The sequence below is a fragment of the Arenibacterium halophilum genome, assembly GCF_005938225.1.
In the GTDB taxonomy this organism is placed as follows: domain Bacteria; phylum Pseudomonadota; class Alphaproteobacteria; order Rhodobacterales; family Rhodobacteraceae; genus Arenibacterium; species Arenibacterium halophilum.
Genome location: NZ_VCPC01000001.1, coordinates 40,563 through 59,127, shown reverse-complemented (window position 1 = coordinate 59,127; position 18,565 = coordinate 40,563). Strand labels below are relative to the sequence as shown.

Sequence of the window (18,565 nt, the reverse complement as noted above, 5' to 3'; positions counted from 1 at the left end):
TTTTGGTAACGATGGGGGAGATAGCTTGGCGCCTGTCTAACGAGCCGAAGGGCGGGGGGCAAGCATGCGTGCCGTGATGGCCGCGACGGCAGCCTTGGATCGGGTGATCGCGGAGCAGCGGGGGGCGCTGTTTCCCTGGGTTCCGGTTTGCATGGCGATGGGGATCGGGCTGTATTTCGGTCTCTCTCGCGAACCCGAGGCGGTTGCCTATGCCGGTGTTGTGGCGGGGTCTTTTCTTCTGACGATGCTGGCGTGGCGCTGGTCCGGCGCGCTTGGCACGCTGGCCCTTGCGCTGGCGCTGATCGGCGCGGGGTTCACGCTGGCCGGTTGGCGGGCACATCGGCTGGCGGCGCCAGTGCTGGAATTTCGCATGTACGGGGCGGTCGAGGGGCGCGTCGTCGGGCTGGACAGGTCGGCCTCGGACGCGCCGCGCGTTACGCTTGACCGGGTGCGGCTGGCGGGCGTGTCGGCTGCACGCACCCCCGAGCGGGTGCGGATTTCGCTGCATGGCGATGCAGTGGCCGACGATGCGATGCTACGCCCGGGCACCCGCATCATGACAACCGCGAACATGTCACCTCCACAAGGCCCGGCCGAACCCGGGGGCTTTGATTTCCGACGCCACGCCTGGTTTCAATCACTTGGTGCGGTGGGCTATTCCCGCGTTCCGGTTCTGCGGGTTGCCGCGCCCGAACCCGCGCCGGACACTTTCATCTTCGCAATACGGCAGGCGATTTCGCTGTATGTCCGCGCCGAATTGCCGGGCGATATCGGCGGCTTTGGCGCGGCAATCACGACGGGCGACCGGAGCGGCATCCGGCAGGCCGCGCTAGACGCGCTGCGGGCCTCGAACCTTGCACATCTGCTGGCGATTTCGGGTCTGCACATGGGGCTTTTGGCCGGGTTCGTCTTTGGCGCGCTGCGGCTGGGCCTTGCGCTGGTGCCGGTCATCGCCCTGCGCTGGCCGACCAAGCGAATTGCGGCCTGTGGAGCTTTGATCGCGGCCACCGCCTATCTGGCGCTGTCGGGCGGAAACGTCGCGACGGAGCGGGCCTATGTGATGGTTGCCGTGGCGTTGGTCGCGGTGCTGTGCAGCCGCCGCGCGCTATCACTGCGGGCCGTGGCGGTGGCGGCGGTGATCGTCCTGTCCCTCCGACCAGAGGCATTGCTGGGCCCGGGCTTCCAGATGTCGTTTGCCGCAACGACGGCCCTTGTGGCTGTATTCAATGCCATGCGCGACGACAGGCTGCCGCGGCTTCCGGGCTGGGCACGGCCAGTTGCGGCCGTGGTGATTTCCTCGGCGGTGGCGGGGGCGGCAACAGCGCCAGTGGGGGCGGCGCATTTCAACACGCTGTCGCATTACGGGCTGATCGCCAACCTGTCATCCGTCCCCTTGATGGGGGTGCTTGTGGTGCCCGCCGCCGTTCTGGCACTGTGCCTTGCGCCACTGGGGCTCGACTGGATCGGCCTGTGGTTGATGGGGCTTGGCCTTCGGTGGATCCTTTGGGTGGCTGAAACTGTATCGGGCTGGGACGGGGCGCAAGGGTTCGTGGCGGCACCGCACTGGGCCGTGCTGCCGCTGCTGGCCTTTGGCGCGCTGGTGGTGGTTGCTTGGCAAGGGCGCGGGCGTTGGCTGGGTGCTGCGCCGATGCTGGCAGCGCTGCTGCTTTGGGCCCAGGCCGAGCGGCCCGAGATCCTGATCGCCGATACCGGAACTTTGGTCGGGGTTGCCACCGAGGCCGGCCGCGCGCTCAGCAAGGCGCGCGGGGCCGGGTTCGTCGCGGGGATCTGGCTGGAAAACGATGGCGACGGGGCCGGGCAGCAAGGTGCCGCGGCGCGCTGGCCCTCGGCCGGTAAAGGAGAGCCGCTGCGCATTGCACTGGGCCCGCACGAGATTATTCACCTTTCGGGAAAACGGATGGCAGCCACGTTCTCCGAAACAACACGCACCTGCGCGGCCGATCAGATCATCGTCTCGTCGGTCAAGCTGACGGTTGCGGGGCCGTGCCTGGTGTTTGACCCACCTGTGCTGCGCAAAACCGGAAGCCTTGCAATTCACCGGGGTCGGCTCGTCAGCGCGCGTGATGCCACTGGCGCGCGCCTCTGGAATACATCTCGGCGGCGTCAGTAGGTCCGGATCAGCCCAACCAGCTTGCCTTGGACCTTAACCTTGTCCTCGGGCAGAACGCGTGTTTCATAGGCGGGGTTCGCCGCCTCCAGCGCGATGGCATTGCCGCGCCGGTAAAAGCGCTTCAGCGTTGCCTCTGCATCCTCGACCAAAGCCACGACGATATCGCCATTGTCCGCCACCGAGGTTTCGCGGATCACCACGACATCGCCATCGTTGATCCCGGCGTCGATCATGGAATCGCCTTTGACTTCAAGCGCGTAGTGTTCGCCTTTCGACGACACCATCGCGCCCGGAACGGCCACTTGATGCGACACATGGCTGATGGCCTCGATCGGGACACCGGCGGCGATGCGGCCCATGACCGGCAGCTCGATGGCCGAAGCCACCACCGGCGCGGCATTGGCAGGGCGCGACACATCGGGTTTGTCGCCGTCGATCACGCGGGGTTGGAAACCGGCGGTGCCATTCATGCTGTCGGGCAGGCGGACGATTTCGATGGCGCGGGCACGGTGGGCCAGACGGCGAATAAAGCCGCGTTCTTCAAGGGCCGTTATCAGCCGGTGAATGCCTGATTTCGACCGCAGGTCAAGTGCGGCTTTCATTTCGTCAAAGCTCGGCGGAACACCGTCGCGTTGCACCCGCTTGTGAATGAATTCAAGCAGATCAAGCTGCTTTTTCGTCAACATATCGATGCCCCTATGCCCGGTTGTTCCACTTTGTTCTAGGCATGTTCCCGTTTTGTGTCAACGGTTTGATCGCGGTGTTGGCGTTATGCCGCAGCTACAGCGCGACATAGTCGACAATCTCGCCGCGCGTTCTGGCAGGATCATTTGCCGGCCGACGGATCAATGCATCGGCGCGCGACAACAGGCCCAGCATCGCGCTGTCCTGATCATTGAAAGCGTGGATCGTCTCGCCGTCGCGGACCGCGCGCATGTAATGTTCGCGCGGGCCGTTCTCAGCCAGGTCCTCTGACAACGTCGCGCGACGCAATATCGGCGCCTCGGGCGGGAAACCGGCCATCACACGGAGCATTGGGAGGATAAAGATATGTCCGCAAACCATTGCTGACACCGGATTTCCCGGAAGTCCGACCAGCGCAGAGCCCCCCAGGCGCCCCGCCATCAGCGGTTTGCCGGGCCTCATTGCGATCTTGTAGAACGACCGTTCCAGCCCGGCGCCTTGCGCCACTTGCCCGACCAGATCGTGATCGCCAACCGAGGCACCGCCGATGGTGACAATCAGGTCGGCGTCCTGCGCGAGGTTCAGCGCGGTTTCCAAAGACTCCGTCCGGTCGCGTGCTATCGGAAGAATGCGGACTTCGGCACCGGCATCCCCCAGCATTGCAGCCAACCCAAAGGTGTTGGAGACGGTAATCTGATCCGCGCCGGGCGTATCGTCCGGCATCACCAATTCGTCGCCGGTTGAGATCAGCGCCACGACTGGCCGCCGCCGCACAGGCACCTGCGCGACATGCATCGCGGCCAGCAGCGCGATGTCTGCCGGGCGCAGAAGGCGGGGCGCGTCGATGCTGTCTCCGGCCCGGAAATCGCCGCCGCGCGGGCGAACGTTTGTTTTGTGACCCGGGGTATCGGTTATCGTAATCACATCGCCGCGGCGGGTAATATCCTCTTGGATGACAACGAAATCAGCGCCTTCCGGCATTGGCGCACCGGTAAAGATGCGCACGGCCTGGCCTGCGCCGACCTTGCCGGGAAACCCGTGCCCCGCGGCGGATTCACCGATGACGCGGAACATCCCGTGCAGCTCGGCTTCGGCCGATTTCACCGCGTAGCCATCCATCGAGGAGGCATCGAAAGGCGGCTGATCGCGCCGCGCGGCCACGGGTCCGGCCAAGACGCGCCCGGCCGCGCGCCCAAGCGGCACACGCTCGACCGGCAGAACCGGGACAAGATCGAACAGAAGGGCCCGGGCGTCATCGACCGTAATCATGCGATACCTCTACTGAGCCTCGTAACGGCCTGATTTTCCGCCGTCTTTCAGGGTTACCCGGACGCCTCCGATCTCCATTGCCTTGTCGGCGGCCTTGACCATGTCATAGACCGTCAGCGCGGCGATGCTGACCGCGCTCAGCGCCTCCATCTCGACCCCGGTCTGGCCAGTTGTCTTGACCGTGGCGCTGATGCGCACGCCGGGCAGGCTGGCATCGGTGGTAAGATCGACCGAGACCTTGGTGATTGGCAGTGGGTGGCACAGCGGGATCAGGCCCGAGGTTTGCTTGGCGCCCATGATCCCGGCCAGCCGCGCGATGCCCATCACATCGCCTTTCCCTGCGCGCCCCTCGGCAATCAGGGCCAGGGTTTCCGGGGCCATGCGTACATGGCCTTCGGCAGTGGCAATGCGCGCGGTGCTGGCCTTGTCCGAGACATCCACCATATGCGCAGCGCCGGTGTCGTCGAAATGAGTCAGCGCCATCACATGGCTCCGGGGGTCAGGGGGTTGGCCAGCAGGTCGGTCGTGGCCTGCGCCACATCAGATTGTCGCATCAGGCTTTCCCCGATCAGGAAGCTGCGGATGCCGTAGCGCGCCATTTCGGACAGATCGTCCGGCGTCGACAGGCCGCTTTCCGACACGATGATGCGGTCGGTCGGTACCAGTTTCGACAGGCTGCGCGAGGTGTCCAACGATGTCTCGAAGGTTTTCAGATCGCGGTTGTTGATCCCGATCAACCGGCTGTTCAGCTTGGCCGCGCGTTCCAACTCGGCGGCGGTATGCACTTCGATCAGCGCATCCATGCCCCATTCGGTTGCGGCCTCTTCCAGCTCTGCAGCCTGCGCGTCCGAAACGCTGGCCATGATGATCAATATGCAGTCGGCCCCCAGCGCGCGCGCCTCGGCCACCTGATAGGTGTCATACATGAAATCCTTGCGCAGGACCGGCAATTCGCAGGCGTCGCGGGCTTCGGCGAGGAACGGTTTGGCGCCCTGGAAGGATGGCGTATCCGTCAGCACCGAAAGGCAGGTCGCGCCGCCTTGTTCGTAGGCCGCGGCCAAGGCGGCCGGGTCGAAATCGGCGCGGATCAACCCTTTGGACGGGCTGGCCTTTTTCACCTCGGCGATCAGCCCATAACCTTCGCGGGTGGCCTTGGCGATGGCGTCTGCAAAGGGGCGCACGGGAGAGGCGGCGCGGGCCTCGGCCTCGATCTCTTCCATTGGTTTCGCGGCCTTGTCCGCCGCGATTTCCTCAAGTTTGTAGGCTTTGATCTTGTCTAGAACGGTTGTTGTCATGATGCCTCCGGTTCGCCCCAGTTTATGGGCCGCGCGCCGCGGGCCTGCAACCACCCATTCACCTGCGAAAACGGGCGTGATCCAAGGAAGCCGCGATAGGCGGACAGGGGCGAGGGATGGGCCGTTTCGATGCGAAGGTGGCCGGGATGTTTCATGCGCCGCGCCCGGGCCTGCGCGGGTTTACCCCAGAGGATCAGCGCGCGCGGAGCGTCGTCCAGCCGGTCCAGCACCTGATCGACCAGCGTCGCCCAGCCAAGCCCCTTATGGCCGTTCGCCTTGCCCTGCGGCACGGTCAGCGCGGTGTTCAGAAGCAATACGCCCTGATCAGCCCAATCCTGCAGCGCGGTAGAGGGATGCGAAATACCAAGATCGTCCTGCAACTCTTTGAAGATGTTTCCAAGACTATCGAGCCTTCCGCCGAAATCCGGCGCGATGGAAAAGGCCAGCCCATCCGCCTTGCCGGGCGTGTGATAGGGATCCTGGCCCAGGATCACGACGCGGGTATCGTCGGGCTGCGTGCGCTCCAGCGCGGCGAACGCCTGCGACGCAGGTGGAAAGATCGGCCCGGGTTCTTGCTGCAGCCGGGCTGCGATCCGATCGAAGTCGTCTTTGAAAAACGGAAGCCTGCCCCAATCGCCCAGTCGCGCGCGGCTTGGCCGATACGGGGGCGTCACGCCGAGGCGGAGGTTGTGATTGCGGCGACCTGATCGACCTTGGCGCGCGCGGCACCGCTGTCGATGCTTTCGGCGGCAATCGCGACGCCTTCGCGCAGGTCGGCCGCCGTACCCGCCACCACCAGCGCGGCCGAGGCGTTCAAAAGCACCGCATCTCGATAGGCCGAAGGCGCGCCGCCCAGCAAAAGACGCATGGCCGCGGCGTTTTCGGCCGGGCTTCCGCCGACAATCGCTTCAAACGGATGCACCGGCAGCCCGGCATCCTCGGGGTTCAGTTCGAATTCGGAGAGCGCCCCACCGTCATCCAGCGCGCAGACCCAGCTGACGCCGGTAATCGTCAGCTCGTCAGTGCCATCCGAGCCATGCACCAGCCACGCACGTTCGCTGCCCAATTGCCCTAGCGTTTCGGCCATCGGACGGATCAGATCGCGGGTGAACGCTCCGGTCAGCTGACGTTTGACGCCCGCCGGGTTGGTCAACGGACCCAGGATGTTGAAAATGGTGCGCGTGCCAAGTTCCGCCCGCACCGGCCCGACATGCGCCATCGCCGGATGATGCATCGGCGCCATCATGAACCCGATCCCCGTCGCAGCAATGCATTGTTCGACCACTTTGGGGCCGACCATCACCTTGATCCCGATCTCTGACAGCGCATCCGCCGCACCGGATTTCGAGCTGAGATTGCGGTTGCCGTGCTTCGCCACAGGCACACCGGCACCCGCGACCACAAAGGCGGTGGCGGTGGAAATATTCAGCGTGCCCTTGCCATCGCCGCCGGTGCCGACGATGTCGATCGCCCCCAGCGGAGCCCTTACCTTGTGGCAGCGCGCGCGCATCGCAGCAGCAGCGGCGGCATATTCATCCACCGTTTCACCACGGGTGCGCAGCGCCATCAGCAGGCCACCGATCTGGCTGGGTGTAGCTTCGCCTGCGAACAACAGGCCAAAGGCGGTTTCCGCCTCGGCCCGGGTCAGCGGGCGGTCGGCAGCGGCCCCGATAAGGGGTTTTAACTGGTCGCTCATGCCGGGACTTTCATCAGCTTCAGGAAATTGCCAAGCAGCGCGTGCCCATGTTCCGAGGCGATCGACTCGGGGTGGAACTGTACGCCATGAATCGGCAACGTTCGATGCGACAGGCCCATGATGGTGCCATCCTCCAGCGCTGCGGTGATCTCCAGCGCGTCGGGCAGGCTTTCGCGGTCCACCACCAGCGAATGATAGCGCGTGGCGGCGAAGGGGCTGGGCAGCCCTGCGAAGACGCCGCCACCGTCGTGTCGGATGGCGCCCATCTTGCCATGCACGATCTCGCCTGCGCGCACGACGCGCCCGCCAAAGGCCTGACCGATGGTCTGATGGCCTAGACATACGCCCAGCAAAGGGGTGCCCGACTGCGCCGCGGCTTGCGTCAACCCAAGGCAGATACCGGCGCGATCCGGGTCGCAGGGGCCTGGCGACAGCAGAATGGCCGCTGGGTTCATCGCCATCGCGTCGTCCACGCTCAGCGCATCGTTACGGCGCACCACGACCTCGGCACCAAGCTCGCCCAGATAGTGGACAAGGTTGTATGTAAAACTGTCATAGTTGTCGATCAGCAGCAGCATGGGGCATTCGGTCTTTATGGGCTGGAGGCGCGCAAGCCTTTGACGGTATGATATTCGCGACAACATGTTCAGGGATGGGCGCGGGCGTCAAGGGCGCACGTTTGCAGCTTGGCCGCGCGTCGCCCCGGGTACCAAAGCAGGGGCGGGTCTTGGCCAAAGCTCCGGTGCCGGTGAGTGCGGGATGAGGCAGGGCAGGCAGATGCGCGGATTTATCAGCGGGCTAATCTGGGGCGGTGTGGCGATGGGGCTGCTGGTGGCCACGGTGTCGCTGATTGCGCCGCTTGCGCCCCGGCCAGATGTGGCCAGCGAAATATCCGCGCCCGCGATGACGCGCCCCGAAGCGCCAGCCGCGGAGGTGCCTGCGCCGGGCAACGACGCAGACCTCGTCGATACGCCGCCCAGCGTGCCCCGCACGGCCGACAGCGACGGAACGGCGGATGTCGCCGGCCCGGCCGGGGATCCCACCAGCAGCGCGGGCAAGCCCGAAGTTGCCGTGGCACCGGAACAGCCGATTGCAGGGCCGGGCGTATCGGGCGCGCCCGATATTGGAAACCCCAGTGACAGTCCGCCAAACATCGCAGATCCGTCAGCGGTGGCCTCTCCCGGTAACCAGACCCAAGCGCCCGAAGTCGAGACAGCGACGGTTCCAGAGGCGCCCGGGGTCGGCCGTGCCCCTCAACCGGTCCCGCAACCGCAACCAGAGAGCGATGTGGCACAAGGCCCGGATCAGGAGATGCCTGTTCTACCCACTGATCCGGTTGTGATGCCTGAACCAAGCATGGATGCGGCGCCGGCGGTTTCGCTCACTCCCGCGTCGAAGCCTGCCGATGCCGTACCGCCCATCGCGGCCCAAACCTCCAAGCAGGAAGGTACCGCACCGCAGATCGAGACCACCCGCGCGCCCGCCAGACATACGTTCGCCGTCGAGCCCCCCGTTCTCCCGGCCGAGTCGGATGCGCAGCCAGAGGTTGCGCGTGCATCGGTCGCGCCGCCGCGCGACCCGGCTGTGTCCGAGGCCAAGCCCGACCCGGTACCAGAGGCATCAGAGGCGCCGGAGGCTGCAACAAACCCGGCCCCGGCGGAACAGTCCGACGTTGCGACAAGAAACAGCTCTCTGCCTGTCATTGAACCAGCATCGGAGAGCGATCAGCCGGATGACGGGTCCGCCCCCCGGACCGCAACACTGCCTCAGGCGGGGGCGCCAGACACAGCGCTGGTCCCGCGCATCGGTCAACCGGTGATCCCGCTGACCGACCGCACAGAGGCACCTGCCGCGACACCCACGGTCGAGCCGCCCGAGGCTCCAGCGGCGGATGCGCCCGCGATTGCACGTTTTGCGGCGCCCTTCGATAATCCCGAGGACAAGCCCCTGATGAGCATTGTCCTGATCGACGATCCGCGCGCCATTGGAATAGAGGCCCTGCGCGAGTTTCCCTATCCGCTGACCTTTGCGGTTGATCCGCTTGACCCGGATGCTGCCGCGCGCATGGCGCGCCACCGCGCGAATGGATTCGAGGTCGTGGCACTGGTGGATTTGCCGCAGGCCGCCACCGCGCAGGATGTCGAAGTTGCGCTCTCGGCCAGCTTGACTGCGCTGCCGGATACAGTCGCCCTGCTGGAAGGAACGACAAGTGGCTTCCAAGGCAACCGCGCTCAATCCGATCAGGTCAGCGCCTATGCGCAGGCAACCGGTCGTGGCTTGATTACACAGGGCAACGGGTTGAACACGGCTCAGAAACTTGCCTTGCGCAACGGGGTCCCGGCGCTGCCTGTGTTCCGTGACTTCGATGGCGCAGGCCAGACACCGACTGTCATGCGCCGCTTTCTGGATCAGGCTGCATTCCGTGCGCGGCAGGAAGGCGGCGTGATCATGCTTGGCCGGGTGCGGCCGGATACCATCTCGGCTCTTCTCCTCTGGGGCTTGCAGGATCGCGCCAACCGTGTCGCGCTTGCTCCGGTCTCGGCTGTGCTTGCGAAAGCCGTGGACGACACGCGCTGATCCGCGCGGATCGCGCTTCGCGGGATGCCTCCGGCGGGGATATTTCAAGCCCAAAGAAGCTTGGGGTCACATTGCGTTCTTTGGGCCTCAAATATCTCGGGGGAGTCCCGCAGGGACGGGGGCAGAGCCCCCTTCAACCCCTGCCTCAGAGCCCCCAGTTGCGCCAGGCGTCCTGGCTGCCTCGAAACACGTTCAAATCGGTATTGCCGCGCACGCCCGGAACGATACCAGTGCCTGTGTATTGCCAGAACGTCCATCCTGCGCCGGGATAGACCTGCCCGGGGTGGCCTGCGACCGAGCGCAGCCAGAATTCGGTGCCGCCCAGCCGTCCGATCCCGGTGTCCTTGAAGAAATCCGGCGTGGTGTAGATCACCGGGCGCTTTCCATAGTGACGTTCAAGGATATTCAGGAAGGTGCGCGCCTCGCGACGGACTTCGGCGCCATCGGGGCGGCGGCGGCAGGTGGGCGAGCGGTGGTTCCATTCCATGTCCAGCACATGCGGCAAGGAGCTGGCATCGCGTGGGACATTACGGATGAACCAGCGGGCTTGTTCCTCTGCCGGGCGGCAGAAGTAGAAATAATGATACGCACCGTTTCGAATTCCGGCCTGCCGCGCGCCCGTGCGATGGGCGCGATACATCGGGTCCAGATGGTCGCCGCCTTCGGTCGCCTTGATATAGGCGAATTGCACGCCCGAGGCGCGCACGCTGCGCCAGTCGATATCGCCCTGGTAGCGGGCCACGTCGATGCCGTGGATGACATAATGCTGGGGCGTGCGCCCGGTCCATTCGTGGGGTTTGGAATCGTCGAAAACCGGAGCTTCCACGATGTGACCGGCGGCGTCGACCACGGGTGGGTGGGGCGTGGGCGCCCGCGATCCACAGGCGGTCAGGGCAGCAAGGGCGAGGGCGGAGAAAAGGGCAAGGCGCATAGCCACACCTTGGCGGCGGGACCGGCTCCTGCGCAAGCCTGTCTTTGGGCCTTGCGCAGGGTTTCGCGCGCGCTAGCGGTTGCCGCCGGTGCGGAACCGGGCGGCATCGGCCGCGGCGCGGCGGATCGCGTTCGATTTATGCACGGTTTCCTGATATTCGGCCTCGGGGTCGCTGTCATAGACCACGCCACCCCCGGCCTGGATATACAGCTTGCCGTTCTGCGTGATGGCAGAGCGCAGGGCGATGCACATGTCCATATCGCCGCCCGCGCTGAAATAGCCAACACCGCCGCCGTAAAGCCCGCGTTTCTCGGGTTCCAGCTCGTCGATGATCTCCATCGCGCGGACCTTGGGCGCGCCGCTGACGGTGCCTGCGGGCATCCCGGCAAAGAAGGCATCCAGCGCGTCTTTGCCGTCGTCCAGCTCTCCCACCACGTTCGACACGATATGCATCACATGGCTGTAGCGTTCGATGATGAACTGTTCGGTCGGGCGCACGGTGCCAATCTTCGAGACGCGGCCGGTGTCATTGCGGCCCAGATCCAGCAGCATCAAGTGTTCGGCGCGTTCCTTGGCATCGGCCAGCAGCTCGGCCTCGAGCGCGCGATCCTGTTCCGGCGTGGCACCTCGGGGGCGGGTGCCGGCGATGGGGCGGATCGTCACCTCGCGCCCGAAGACGCGCACGAGGATCTCGGGGCTGGCGCCGATCACCTGGAAGCCGCCGAAATCGAAATAGAACATGAAGGGCGACGGGTTCGTCCGCCGCAGTGAGCGGTAGAGCGAGAACGGCGGATGCCGGAACTCCTGCGTCCAGCGTTGCGAGGGCACCACCTGAAAGATGTCACCGGCGCGGATGTATTCCTTGGCGGTGTCCACGGCGGCGCGATAGCCCTCGGGCGTGAAGTTCGAGCTGGGCGGCGCCATGTCTTCCTCGTCGCCCAGATCGCGGCTGTCGCCGGGCATGGCGCGTTCCAGATCGCGCACCGCGTCCATCACGCGCTCAGCGGCCTGCGCATAGGCGGCGCGTGCCGATTGCGCCTCGCTGACCCAGACGGGCGAGACCACGGTGACCTCGCCCTTCACCCCGTCCAGCACCGCCACGACCGAGGGGCGCAGCATCATCGCATCGGGCGCGCCGATCGGGTCGGGGTTGATGTGGGGCAGGTGTTCGACAAGGCGCACCATGTCATAGCCCAGATAGCCGAACAGCCCGGCCGAGGCCTGCGGCAGGTCGTCTGGCAGGTCGATCCGGCTCTCAGAGATCAGAGCGCGCAGCGCGTCCAGCGGGTTGCCCTCCATCGCGGTGAAGGCCTCAGGATCGAACCGCGCCTGCCGGTTGACCTCTGACGTGGTGCCCCGGCAGCGCCAGATTAGATCGGGCTTCATGCCGATGATCGAGTAGCGCCCGCGCACCTCGCCGCCGGTGACTGATTCCAGCATGAAGGCATCGGTCTGGTTGCCGGCCAGCTTCAGCATCAGCGACACCGGCGTATCCAGATCGGCCGCAAGCCGGGTATAGACCACCTGGTTTTCGCCCGCTGAATAAGCACGGGCGAAGCTGTCGAAATCCGGTGTCAGGGCCATGGTCTGTCTCTTAGTTGAAACCGGCGAGAACCGCGTTCAGCGCCTGTTCGTCGATCCGTGCGCCTGCGCGCAGCTGGGCATCGCGTGCGAAGGCGGCAAACAACGCCTGTGCCAGTGCTTGGTCCATCTGGTTCGACAAGGCCTCGCGGGTGCGGCGGATGTCGTCGCTGTCTTCGGGGGCGTCAGTGGCGTCAAGACGCACAAGGAACACGTCGGTTTCGCCCTCGATCACGCGGGTCTCGCCCACCTCCATCTGGAACACCTGCTCCATGAAGTTTGGCGGCGTCGCGTCGATATAGGCAGACCGCATCAGCCCGTTTTCGACGTTCACGGGCAGGCCGGTCGATTCAAAATCGCCCGCTTCGGTCACCTCTGCTGACAGGGCTTCAGCGCGCGCGGCCAGCGCCTCGCGGGTTTTGGCGTCGGTCCAGGCTGTGGCAACGGCCTCGCGTGCGTCATCAAAAGGTTGGGGCCGCTCGGGCAGGATTTCATCCAGCCTCAGGGCAAAGATTCCGCCATCGTCCAGGAACGCGATTTCGGGGAAATCGCTTTCAGTGACCTGCGCGGCGGTGTCGTCGAAGGCGGCATAGGCGGCAATGCCTTCGCCATTGTCCGGGGTCCAGTCCAACTGGCCCAGCGTCATTTCGGTTTCCTTGGCCACGTCTTCCAGCGTGGCACCCCCGGCGAGCATGTCTTCGATCGGTTCGGCGCGGGCTTCGATCTGGCGGCGGGCCTGTTCGGCGGCCAGTTCGTCGCGTAATTCATCGCGCACATCGTCGATGGGCGTATCGCGGGCGGCCAGAATGCCGTTGATGCGGAACAGCGCCGGGCCCAGATCTGTTTGCAGCGGGCCGACAACTTCGCCTTCTTCGGCGGCAAAGACGGCCTCTGCCGCGGCGCCCAGATCGGCAGTGGTTACATCGCCCATGTCGATATCGGCCAGATCAAGACCACGGTCTGCGACCAGCGTCTCGAACGTGGTGCCGCCGACTTCCAGTTGGGCCTTGGCCTCACTCGCGGCCTCTTCGTTGCCGTAGACCAGCCGTTCCACCAGACGACGGTCGGGCAGCTGGTATTCTGCAGCGCGATCTTCGAACAGTCGCTGAATGGCGGCATCGTCCACCTCGACGCTGTCGATCACCTGCTCGGGCGTCAGCGCGACATAGGTGATACGGCGCGTCTCGGCCAGGCGGAACATGTCGGGGTTTTCATCATAGAAGGCTTGCAGCTCTTCTTCGGTCGGCTCGGCCAGCGGCTCTTCCAACGTGTCCGGGCTGAGCGTGGCATAGGTAAAGCTGCGCCGCGCGCCGACGAAATCGATCAGAAGGTTCGTCAGCACCGGGGGCATCACCACGCCCGAGGTCACGGCCGCCTGCACCAGAGTGCGCGCGCTCTCGGCCCGCAGATCTTCCTCGAACTCGGTTTCCTTCATGTTCGCGCGATCCAGCGCAAAACGATAGGTTTCGCGGTCGAATTTGCCATCAATGCCTTGAAACGCCGGGATCTGCACGATCTCGCGCTGCAGGTTTTCATCGCCCGACGAAATGCCCAGACGCTGGGTCTCATCGTCCAGTGCGGCCAGTTGCACAAGGCGGGCCAGCACGGCGCGGTCCAGTCCCAGCTCGCGGGCGCGGGCCACCGTCATGGCCTGGCCGGTCTGGGCCTCAAAGGCCTGCATTTCGCGCTGAAGTTCGCGCGCGTATGCGTCGATCGTGATCGGTTGATCGCCCACTTTGCCAATGGTGCGGATGTTGCCGCCCAGATTGGTGGCGCCGAACCCGGCCAGGCCGATGATCAGCAAGCCAACGATGATCCAGACAAAGGTTCTGGACAGATTTTTAGCGCGCGCGGCCATGTGCTCTCCCTTGTGCACGTGGGGGCCCGTTGGGCGGACTCGGTACGTGCCTGTCGAATTTGGACCTGTCTAATCTGCGCACCCCGGGGGGGCAAGGTCAGATGGCAAAGCCGGACAGGCGGTTGACCATCGTTTCAATGCCCGCGCTGTCCAGATTGGCAAAGGCGATGCGCAGGTGGCGCGCGCCGCTGGTGTCTTCGGGCGGGACGAACATGGTGGCAGGCAGCAGCAGGATGCCCGCCTCGCGCACCAGCCGCTGGGCCACCTCATCGGCGGGCGCGTCAAACGGATGTTGGACGTAGGCGAAATAGGCGCCAAGGCCGCGCATCTGCCAGCCCTGCGCGGCCAGTCTGTCAAAGCCGCGCGCGATGGCGGCGCGACGGGTGAGGATTTCCTGTCGTTCGCCCGCCAGCCAGTCGTCAAGGTGGCGCAGGCCCCACAGCGCGGCGTGCTGACCCAGCTGGTTGGGGCAGATGGTGACGCTGTCGATGAACTTCTCGACCTCGGACAGAAGCGGAGGATCAGCGATGATCGCACCGACGCGGTGGCCGGTCAGGCGGAACGCCTTGGAGAAGGAATACAGGTGGATCAGCGTATCGCGCCAGTCGGGATCGGTGAACAGATCATGCGGCGCGCCGCTGCGGCTGTCGAAATCGCGATAGGTTTCATCAAGGATCAGCTTGATCCCACGGCTACGCGCCAGCGCCATGAAGGCGGCGATCAGCTCGGCCGGGTATTCCACGCCGGCCGGGTTGTTGGGTGACACCAGCGCGATGGCGCGGGTGCGCGGGGTGATCAGCGCCTCGGCCCGGACGGGATCGGGCAGCAGGTCGGGCCCGGTGAACAGGGGCAGGGCGCGCACGCCCGACATGTCCAGATACATCTTGTGGTTGAAGTACCACGGCGTCGGCAGGATCACCTCGTCCCCTTCGACGGTCAGAGCGTCCACCACGGCGGCAAATGCCTGATTGCAGCCTGCGGTGATGGCGACATCCTGCGCGGCAATCGTGCCGCCATAAAGGCGCGACCATTTCTGCGCCAGTTCAGCGCGCAACTCGGGCAGGCCCAGATCGGGGCCATACAGATGCGCGGCATCGTGGGTCAGCACCACCTCGGCAAGCGCCTCGCGCAGCGCGCGCGGTGGCGGCGCGACCGGGGCGGCCTGGCTGACGTTGATCAGCGGACGCTCGGGCGGGAATGTCACCCCGTCCAGCCAGCGCGACGCGGCAATGATCGGCGGGGCAAAGGTGGCGTTGGTGCGGCCGGTCATGGCGGGGCTCCGGGAATGGGCGGTGTCGGGCATGGTGTAACCTGCGCCGCGGCCAAAGGAAATGCCGCCTAAGCGGGGCGTTCAAGTGCCGCAAACGCCGTGGCAACCAAAGCGCCGGGCAAGGCGCGGTCCAGCGGCTGATGCCCGGCCAGCAGGCGAAAGAAGATCGGGCCATAGATCATGTCGAGCAGCGTTTCCATGTCGGGCGGTGCGTGCAGGCGGCCCTCGTGCAGGAACCGCAGGATCAGCTGTCGGCCTTCCTCGCGGCTGTGAAGGATCACCCGGTTGCGAAAGGCGCGCGACAACTCGCTGTCGGCATCGGCCGAGGCCAGCATCTGTGCAATCTGCCGCCCGCGCGGGGTGGCGAAAGCCGTGACAAGGCGATCCAGCTGGCGGATCAGCGCGGCGCGTGGTGTGTCGCGTGTGTCGGGCAGGGCGGTGGTGCCGATATCGGCCAGCAGCGCCTCCATCGCCAGTTCGCGCGCGTTCGACCAATGCCGGTATAGCGTCGGCTTGCCCGTGCCCGAGGCGGCGGCAACGGCCTCGATCGTCAGGCGGCCGATCCCGTCCTCGTCAAGAATGCGGCGTGCTTCGATCAGCGCGCGGTTGCGCGCGGCGGCCGATGGCGGGCGGCCCGGTTTGCGGGGTTTGGCGGCTTGACTCATTTCGAAACGAAACGTAACGTAATTAAACAGCCCTTGCAACAAGGACATACAGCATGGTGCGTGAACAGACTGTAACCCCCTACATGTGCGTGCGCGGTGCGGAAGCAGCCATTCAGTTTTACAAGGACGTGTTCGGCGCGCGCGAGTTGTTTCGCCTGACCGATCCGGGCGACGGGCGCATCGGCCACGCCGAATTGGTCATTGGCGGGGCTGAAATTTACATCGCTGATGAATACCCCGATTTCGGTGCTTTGGGGCCGGATGCGATTGGCGGCACGCCGGTGACGCTGCACCTGTCGGTCACGGATTGCGATGTCGCTTGTGCCCGCGCCGAAGCGGCGGGCGCCATCGTGCTGCGCCGCCCCGCCGATCAGTTCTTTGGAGAACGCACCGCGCAGATACAGGACCCTTGGGGCCACCGCTGGTTTCTGGCGCAGTGGATCGAGGATGTGACCCCAGAAACCATGCAGGCCCGCTGGAACGGGTCTGCCGGTTAGGGCCGGATCAGTCTTTGCCGCGATAGGGCTCGACATATTGCAGGGCCATGTCCCAAGGGAAGAAAATCCAGGTGTCCTGGCTGACGCCGGTGATAAAGGTATCGACCTGCGGCTCTCCGCTGGGCTTGGCATAGACTGTGGCGAAATGCGCCTTTGGATACAGGCTGCGGACCAGCTCCAGCGTCTTCCCGCTGTCGACCAGATCGTCGACCACCAGAATGCCGGTGCCGTCGCCCATCATGTCGGCATCGGGGGATTTCAGAACGCGTGCTTCGGACCTGTCCTGATGGTCATAGGATTTCACGCTGATCGTATCGACGGTGCGGATGTCCAGTTCGCGCGCGACGATCATCGCGGGTGCCATGCCGCCCCGGGTGATCGCGACGACAGCGCGCCACGCGCCATCATCGGGGCCGCGACCGTCAAGGCGCCATGCCAATGCACGCGCGTCGCGATGGATCTGATCCCAGCTGACGTGAAAGCCTTTTTCGTGCGGCAAACGGTCCGTCATCGCCATTCCCTCCAGAATTTTTGCAACTGATTAGCGCAGGGCGCGTTGTAAGGGAAGCGCCCCAACCTGTCTGAGGTTGGCGGGCGAATTTATCAAGTGATCGGAAAAATGGTGGCGCGCTATAATTTGCACACGAATTGGAAGGCGCGCGCGGACTGCGAAGAGGTCTGTGATATACTGTTCGACGATCTTAGTTTTCCGACGTGGTGGAAGGGGGTCATCCTTGACGTAACACCGCTGGCCCGCGGCGACGATTTCGGCGTCGGGCGGCGCGCGGCTTTCCGGGCCAAGCTGAAATGGCCGGCCACCGTAAAATGGGTGTCAGAAGTGACAAAGACCGATCTGCCCCATCGCTGGACGATCCGTGCGCGTGGCGACGTAGCCGGCCGCGGGGAATGGATTTTGCGGCAGAATGGTGGTGTTGCCGACATCGAAAACCGCTGGGCGTTTGAATTCGGCAAGCCGGGTTTACGGCGACTGTCGCCGCTGATCTGGCCAATCGTGCAGTCGAATTATCGCTGGGCGATGGCGCGCGGGCTGGATGGATTGGGCGCGGAACTGACCGAGCGCCGCGAAAAGGCGGCGCGCGAAGTAGCGGCGCGCAGCGTGCTGGAGGACGACTAGCCCGCCTGCCGACCGTGCGCCGCGACCAAAATCTAGCCCTTTGTAATATCGGGCGCGTCGACCGCCTTCATCCCGACAACGTGGTACCCGGCGTCGACATGCAGCACTTCGCCCGTCACCCCGCCGCCCAGATCGGACAGCAGGTAGAGCGCCGAGCCGCCGACATCGTCGATGGTCACGTTGCGGCGCAGGGGCGAGTTGTACTCGTTCCACTTCATGATGTAGCGGAAATCGCCGATGCCGCTGGCCGCCAGCGTCTTGATCGGGCCGGCGCTGATCGCGTTCACGCGGATGCCGTCCTTGCCCAGATCCTCGGCAAGGTAGCGCACCGATGCCTCGAGCGCGGCCTTGGCGACGCCCATCACGTTGTAGTGCGGCATTACGCGCTCGGCGCCGTAATAGGTCAGCGTCAGGCAGGAACCGCCCTTGGTCATCATCTTCTCGGCGCGCTGCACCACGGCGGTGAAGCTGTAGACCGAAATATCCATGCTCATCTGGAAGTTCGCGCGCGAGGTATCGACATAACGGCCGCGCAATTCGTTCTTGTCGGAGAAGCCGATGGCATGAACCACGAAATCCAGCGTGTCCCAGTGCGATTGCAACTCGCTAAACAACGTGTCGATCGAGGCTTCGTCCGATACGTCGCAGGGCAGAACGATATCGCTGCCCAGCTGTGCCGCCAGCGGATCGACCCGCTTTTTCAGCGCCTCCCCCTGGTAGGAAAACGCCAGCTCGGCCCCGGCATCGGCCAGCGCGCGGGCAATCCCCCAGGCGATCGACTTGTCGTTGGCGAGCCCCATGATAAGACCGCGCTTTCCGGTCATAAGCTGGTTTGACATGCTGCGATCCACCCTGATTGCTGCCCCACGTGCCGGTCCTTTAGGCCATCGGATGGTCCGCTTCAAGCCTGCGCGGGCTTGCCCCCGTCGGCTGCGCACCCTAGCGTTGCGCGAAAACCAGAACGGCAGGAGAGCAG

At 65.0% G+C, this 18,565-nt stretch carries 18 protein-coding genes; 4 read left to right on the top strand and 14 right to left on the bottom strand.

Annotated elements, in window-relative coordinates:
- Positions 1-76: 76 nt before the first annotated feature.
- Positions 77-2,131 carry a ComEC/Rec2 family competence protein gene (locus FGK64_RS00325; protein ID WP_138863014.1) on the top strand — a complete coding sequence of 685 codons (2,055 nt, stop codon included), beginning with the start codon at positions 77-79 and terminating at the stop codon, positions 2,129-2,131.
- Here the strand turns inward: FGK64_RS00325 and lexA are convergent.
- The 7 genes from lexA to FGK64_RS00290 all read right to left on the bottom strand — a co-directional run bounded on the left by lexA (position 2,125) and on the right by FGK64_RS00290 (position 7,653).
- Complete coding sequence (gene lexA, locus FGK64_RS00320) at positions 2,125-2,817, bottom strand: transcriptional repressor LexA (protein ID WP_138861824.1); 693 nt, start codon at positions 2,815-2,817, stop codon at positions 2,125-2,127. The genes FGK64_RS00325 and lexA overlap by 7 nt on opposite strands.
- A 94-nt stretch (positions 2,818-2,911) precedes the next feature.
- The gene (locus FGK64_RS00315) at positions 2,912-4,084 is read right to left on the bottom strand and encodes a molybdopterin molybdotransferase MoeA (protein ID WP_138861823.1); all 1,173 of its coding nucleotides are present in this window, start codon (positions 4,082-4,084) and stop codon (positions 2,912-2,914) included.
- A 9-nt stretch (positions 4,085-4,093) separates the two neighbouring features.
- Positions 4,094-4,567, bottom strand: coding sequence for a cyclic pyranopterin monophosphate synthase MoaC (gene moaC, locus FGK64_RS00310; protein WP_138861822.1), 474 nt, complete (start codon positions 4,565-4,567; stop codon positions 4,094-4,096).
- Positions 4,567-5,379 (bottom strand): indole-3-glycerol phosphate synthase TrpC, encoded by an 813-nt coding sequence (gene trpC, locus FGK64_RS00305; protein ID WP_138861821.1) that lies wholly within the window; start codon positions 5,377-5,379, stop codon positions 4,567-4,569. Before trpC ends, moaC begins: the two co-directional genes overlap by 1 nt.
- Positions 5,376-6,053, bottom strand: a complete 678-nt coding sequence (locus FGK64_RS00300) for a uracil-DNA glycosylase (protein WP_138861820.1) — start codon at positions 6,051-6,053, stop codon at positions 5,376-5,378. Before FGK64_RS00300 ends, trpC begins: the two co-directional genes overlap by 4 nt.
- Entirely contained in the window at positions 6,050-7,075 is a 1,026-nt protein-coding gene (trpD, locus tag FGK64_RS00295; protein WP_138861819.1) for an anthranilate phosphoribosyltransferase, read from the bottom strand. The genes FGK64_RS00300 and trpD overlap by 4 nt, the downstream gene beginning before the upstream one ends.
- Entirely contained in the window at positions 7,072-7,653 is a 582-nt protein-coding gene (locus tag FGK64_RS00290) for an anthranilate synthase component II (protein WP_138861818.1), read from the bottom strand. Before FGK64_RS00290 ends, trpD begins: the two co-directional genes overlap by 4 nt.
- 199 nt (positions 7,654-7,852) lie before the next feature.
- Here FGK64_RS00290 and FGK64_RS00285 point away from each other — a divergent pair, with 199 nt between their 5' ends.
- The gene (locus FGK64_RS00285) at positions 7,853-9,652 is read left to right on the top strand and encodes a divergent polysaccharide deacetylase family protein (protein ID WP_246057635.1); all 1,800 of its coding nucleotides are present in this window, start codon (positions 7,853-7,855) and stop codon (positions 9,650-9,652) included.
- Between the two features lie 145 nt (positions 9,653-9,797).
- Here the strand turns inward: FGK64_RS00285 and FGK64_RS00280 are convergent, their stop codons facing one another.
- The 5 genes from FGK64_RS00280 to FGK64_RS00260 form a co-directional block, all read right to left on the bottom strand.
- On the bottom strand, positions 9,798-10,583 hold the full coding sequence (locus tag FGK64_RS00280) for a glycoside hydrolase family 25 protein (protein ID WP_138861817.1): 786 nt from the start codon (positions 10,581-10,583) through the stop codon (positions 9,798-9,800).
- A gap of 72 nt (positions 10,584-10,655) precedes the next feature.
- On the bottom strand, positions 10,656-12,167 hold the full coding sequence (gene trpE / locus FGK64_RS00275) for an anthranilate synthase component I (RefSeq protein ID WP_138861816.1): 1,512 nt from the start codon (positions 12,165-12,167) through the stop codon (positions 10,656-10,658).
- A gap of 10 nt (positions 12,168-12,177) precedes the next feature.
- A complete protein-coding gene (locus tag FGK64_RS00270; protein ID WP_138861815.1) occupies positions 12,178-14,022 on the bottom strand; it encodes a peptidylprolyl isomerase in 1,845 nt (614 codons plus the stop codon).
- Between the two features lie 97 nt (positions 14,023-14,119).
- Positions 14,120-15,292 carry an aminotransferase gene (locus tag FGK64_RS00265; RefSeq protein ID WP_138861814.1) on the bottom strand — a complete coding sequence of 391 codons (1,173 nt, stop codon included), beginning with the start codon at positions 15,290-15,292 and terminating at the stop codon, positions 14,120-14,122.
- A gap of 68 nt (positions 15,293-15,360) precedes the next feature.
- Entirely contained in the window at positions 15,361-15,957 is a 597-nt protein-coding gene (locus FGK64_RS00260; protein ID WP_138861813.1) for a TetR/AcrR family transcriptional regulator, read from the bottom strand.
- 53 nt (positions 15,958-16,010) lie between these two features.
- Between FGK64_RS00260 and FGK64_RS00255 the strand changes: the two genes are divergently transcribed.
- Positions 16,011-16,454, top strand: a complete 444-nt coding sequence (locus FGK64_RS00255) for a VOC family protein (RefSeq protein WP_138861812.1) — start codon at positions 16,011-16,013, stop codon at positions 16,452-16,454.
- Between the two features lie 7 nt (positions 16,455-16,461).
- On the opposite strand, the gene gpt is transcribed toward FGK64_RS00255, so the two are convergent.
- Complete coding sequence (gene gpt, locus FGK64_RS00250; protein ID WP_138861811.1) at positions 16,462-16,965, bottom strand: xanthine phosphoribosyltransferase; 504 nt, start codon at positions 16,963-16,965, stop codon at positions 16,462-16,464.
- 111 nt (positions 16,966-17,076) lie between these two features.
- Here gpt and FGK64_RS00245 point away from each other — a divergent pair, with 111 nt between their 5' ends.
- The gene (locus FGK64_RS00245) at positions 17,077-17,589 is read left to right on the top strand and encodes an SRPBCC family protein (RefSeq protein WP_138861810.1); all 513 of its coding nucleotides are present in this window, start codon (positions 17,077-17,079) and stop codon (positions 17,587-17,589) included.
- 32 nt (positions 17,590-17,621) lie between these two features.
- Here FGK64_RS00245 and fabI read toward each other — a convergent pair whose 3' ends face one another.
- Positions 17,622-18,428, bottom strand: coding sequence for an enoyl-ACP reductase FabI (gene fabI / locus FGK64_RS00240; protein ID WP_138861809.1), 807 nt, complete (start codon positions 18,426-18,428; stop codon positions 17,622-17,624).
- Positions 18,429-18,565 lie beyond the last annotated feature (137 nt).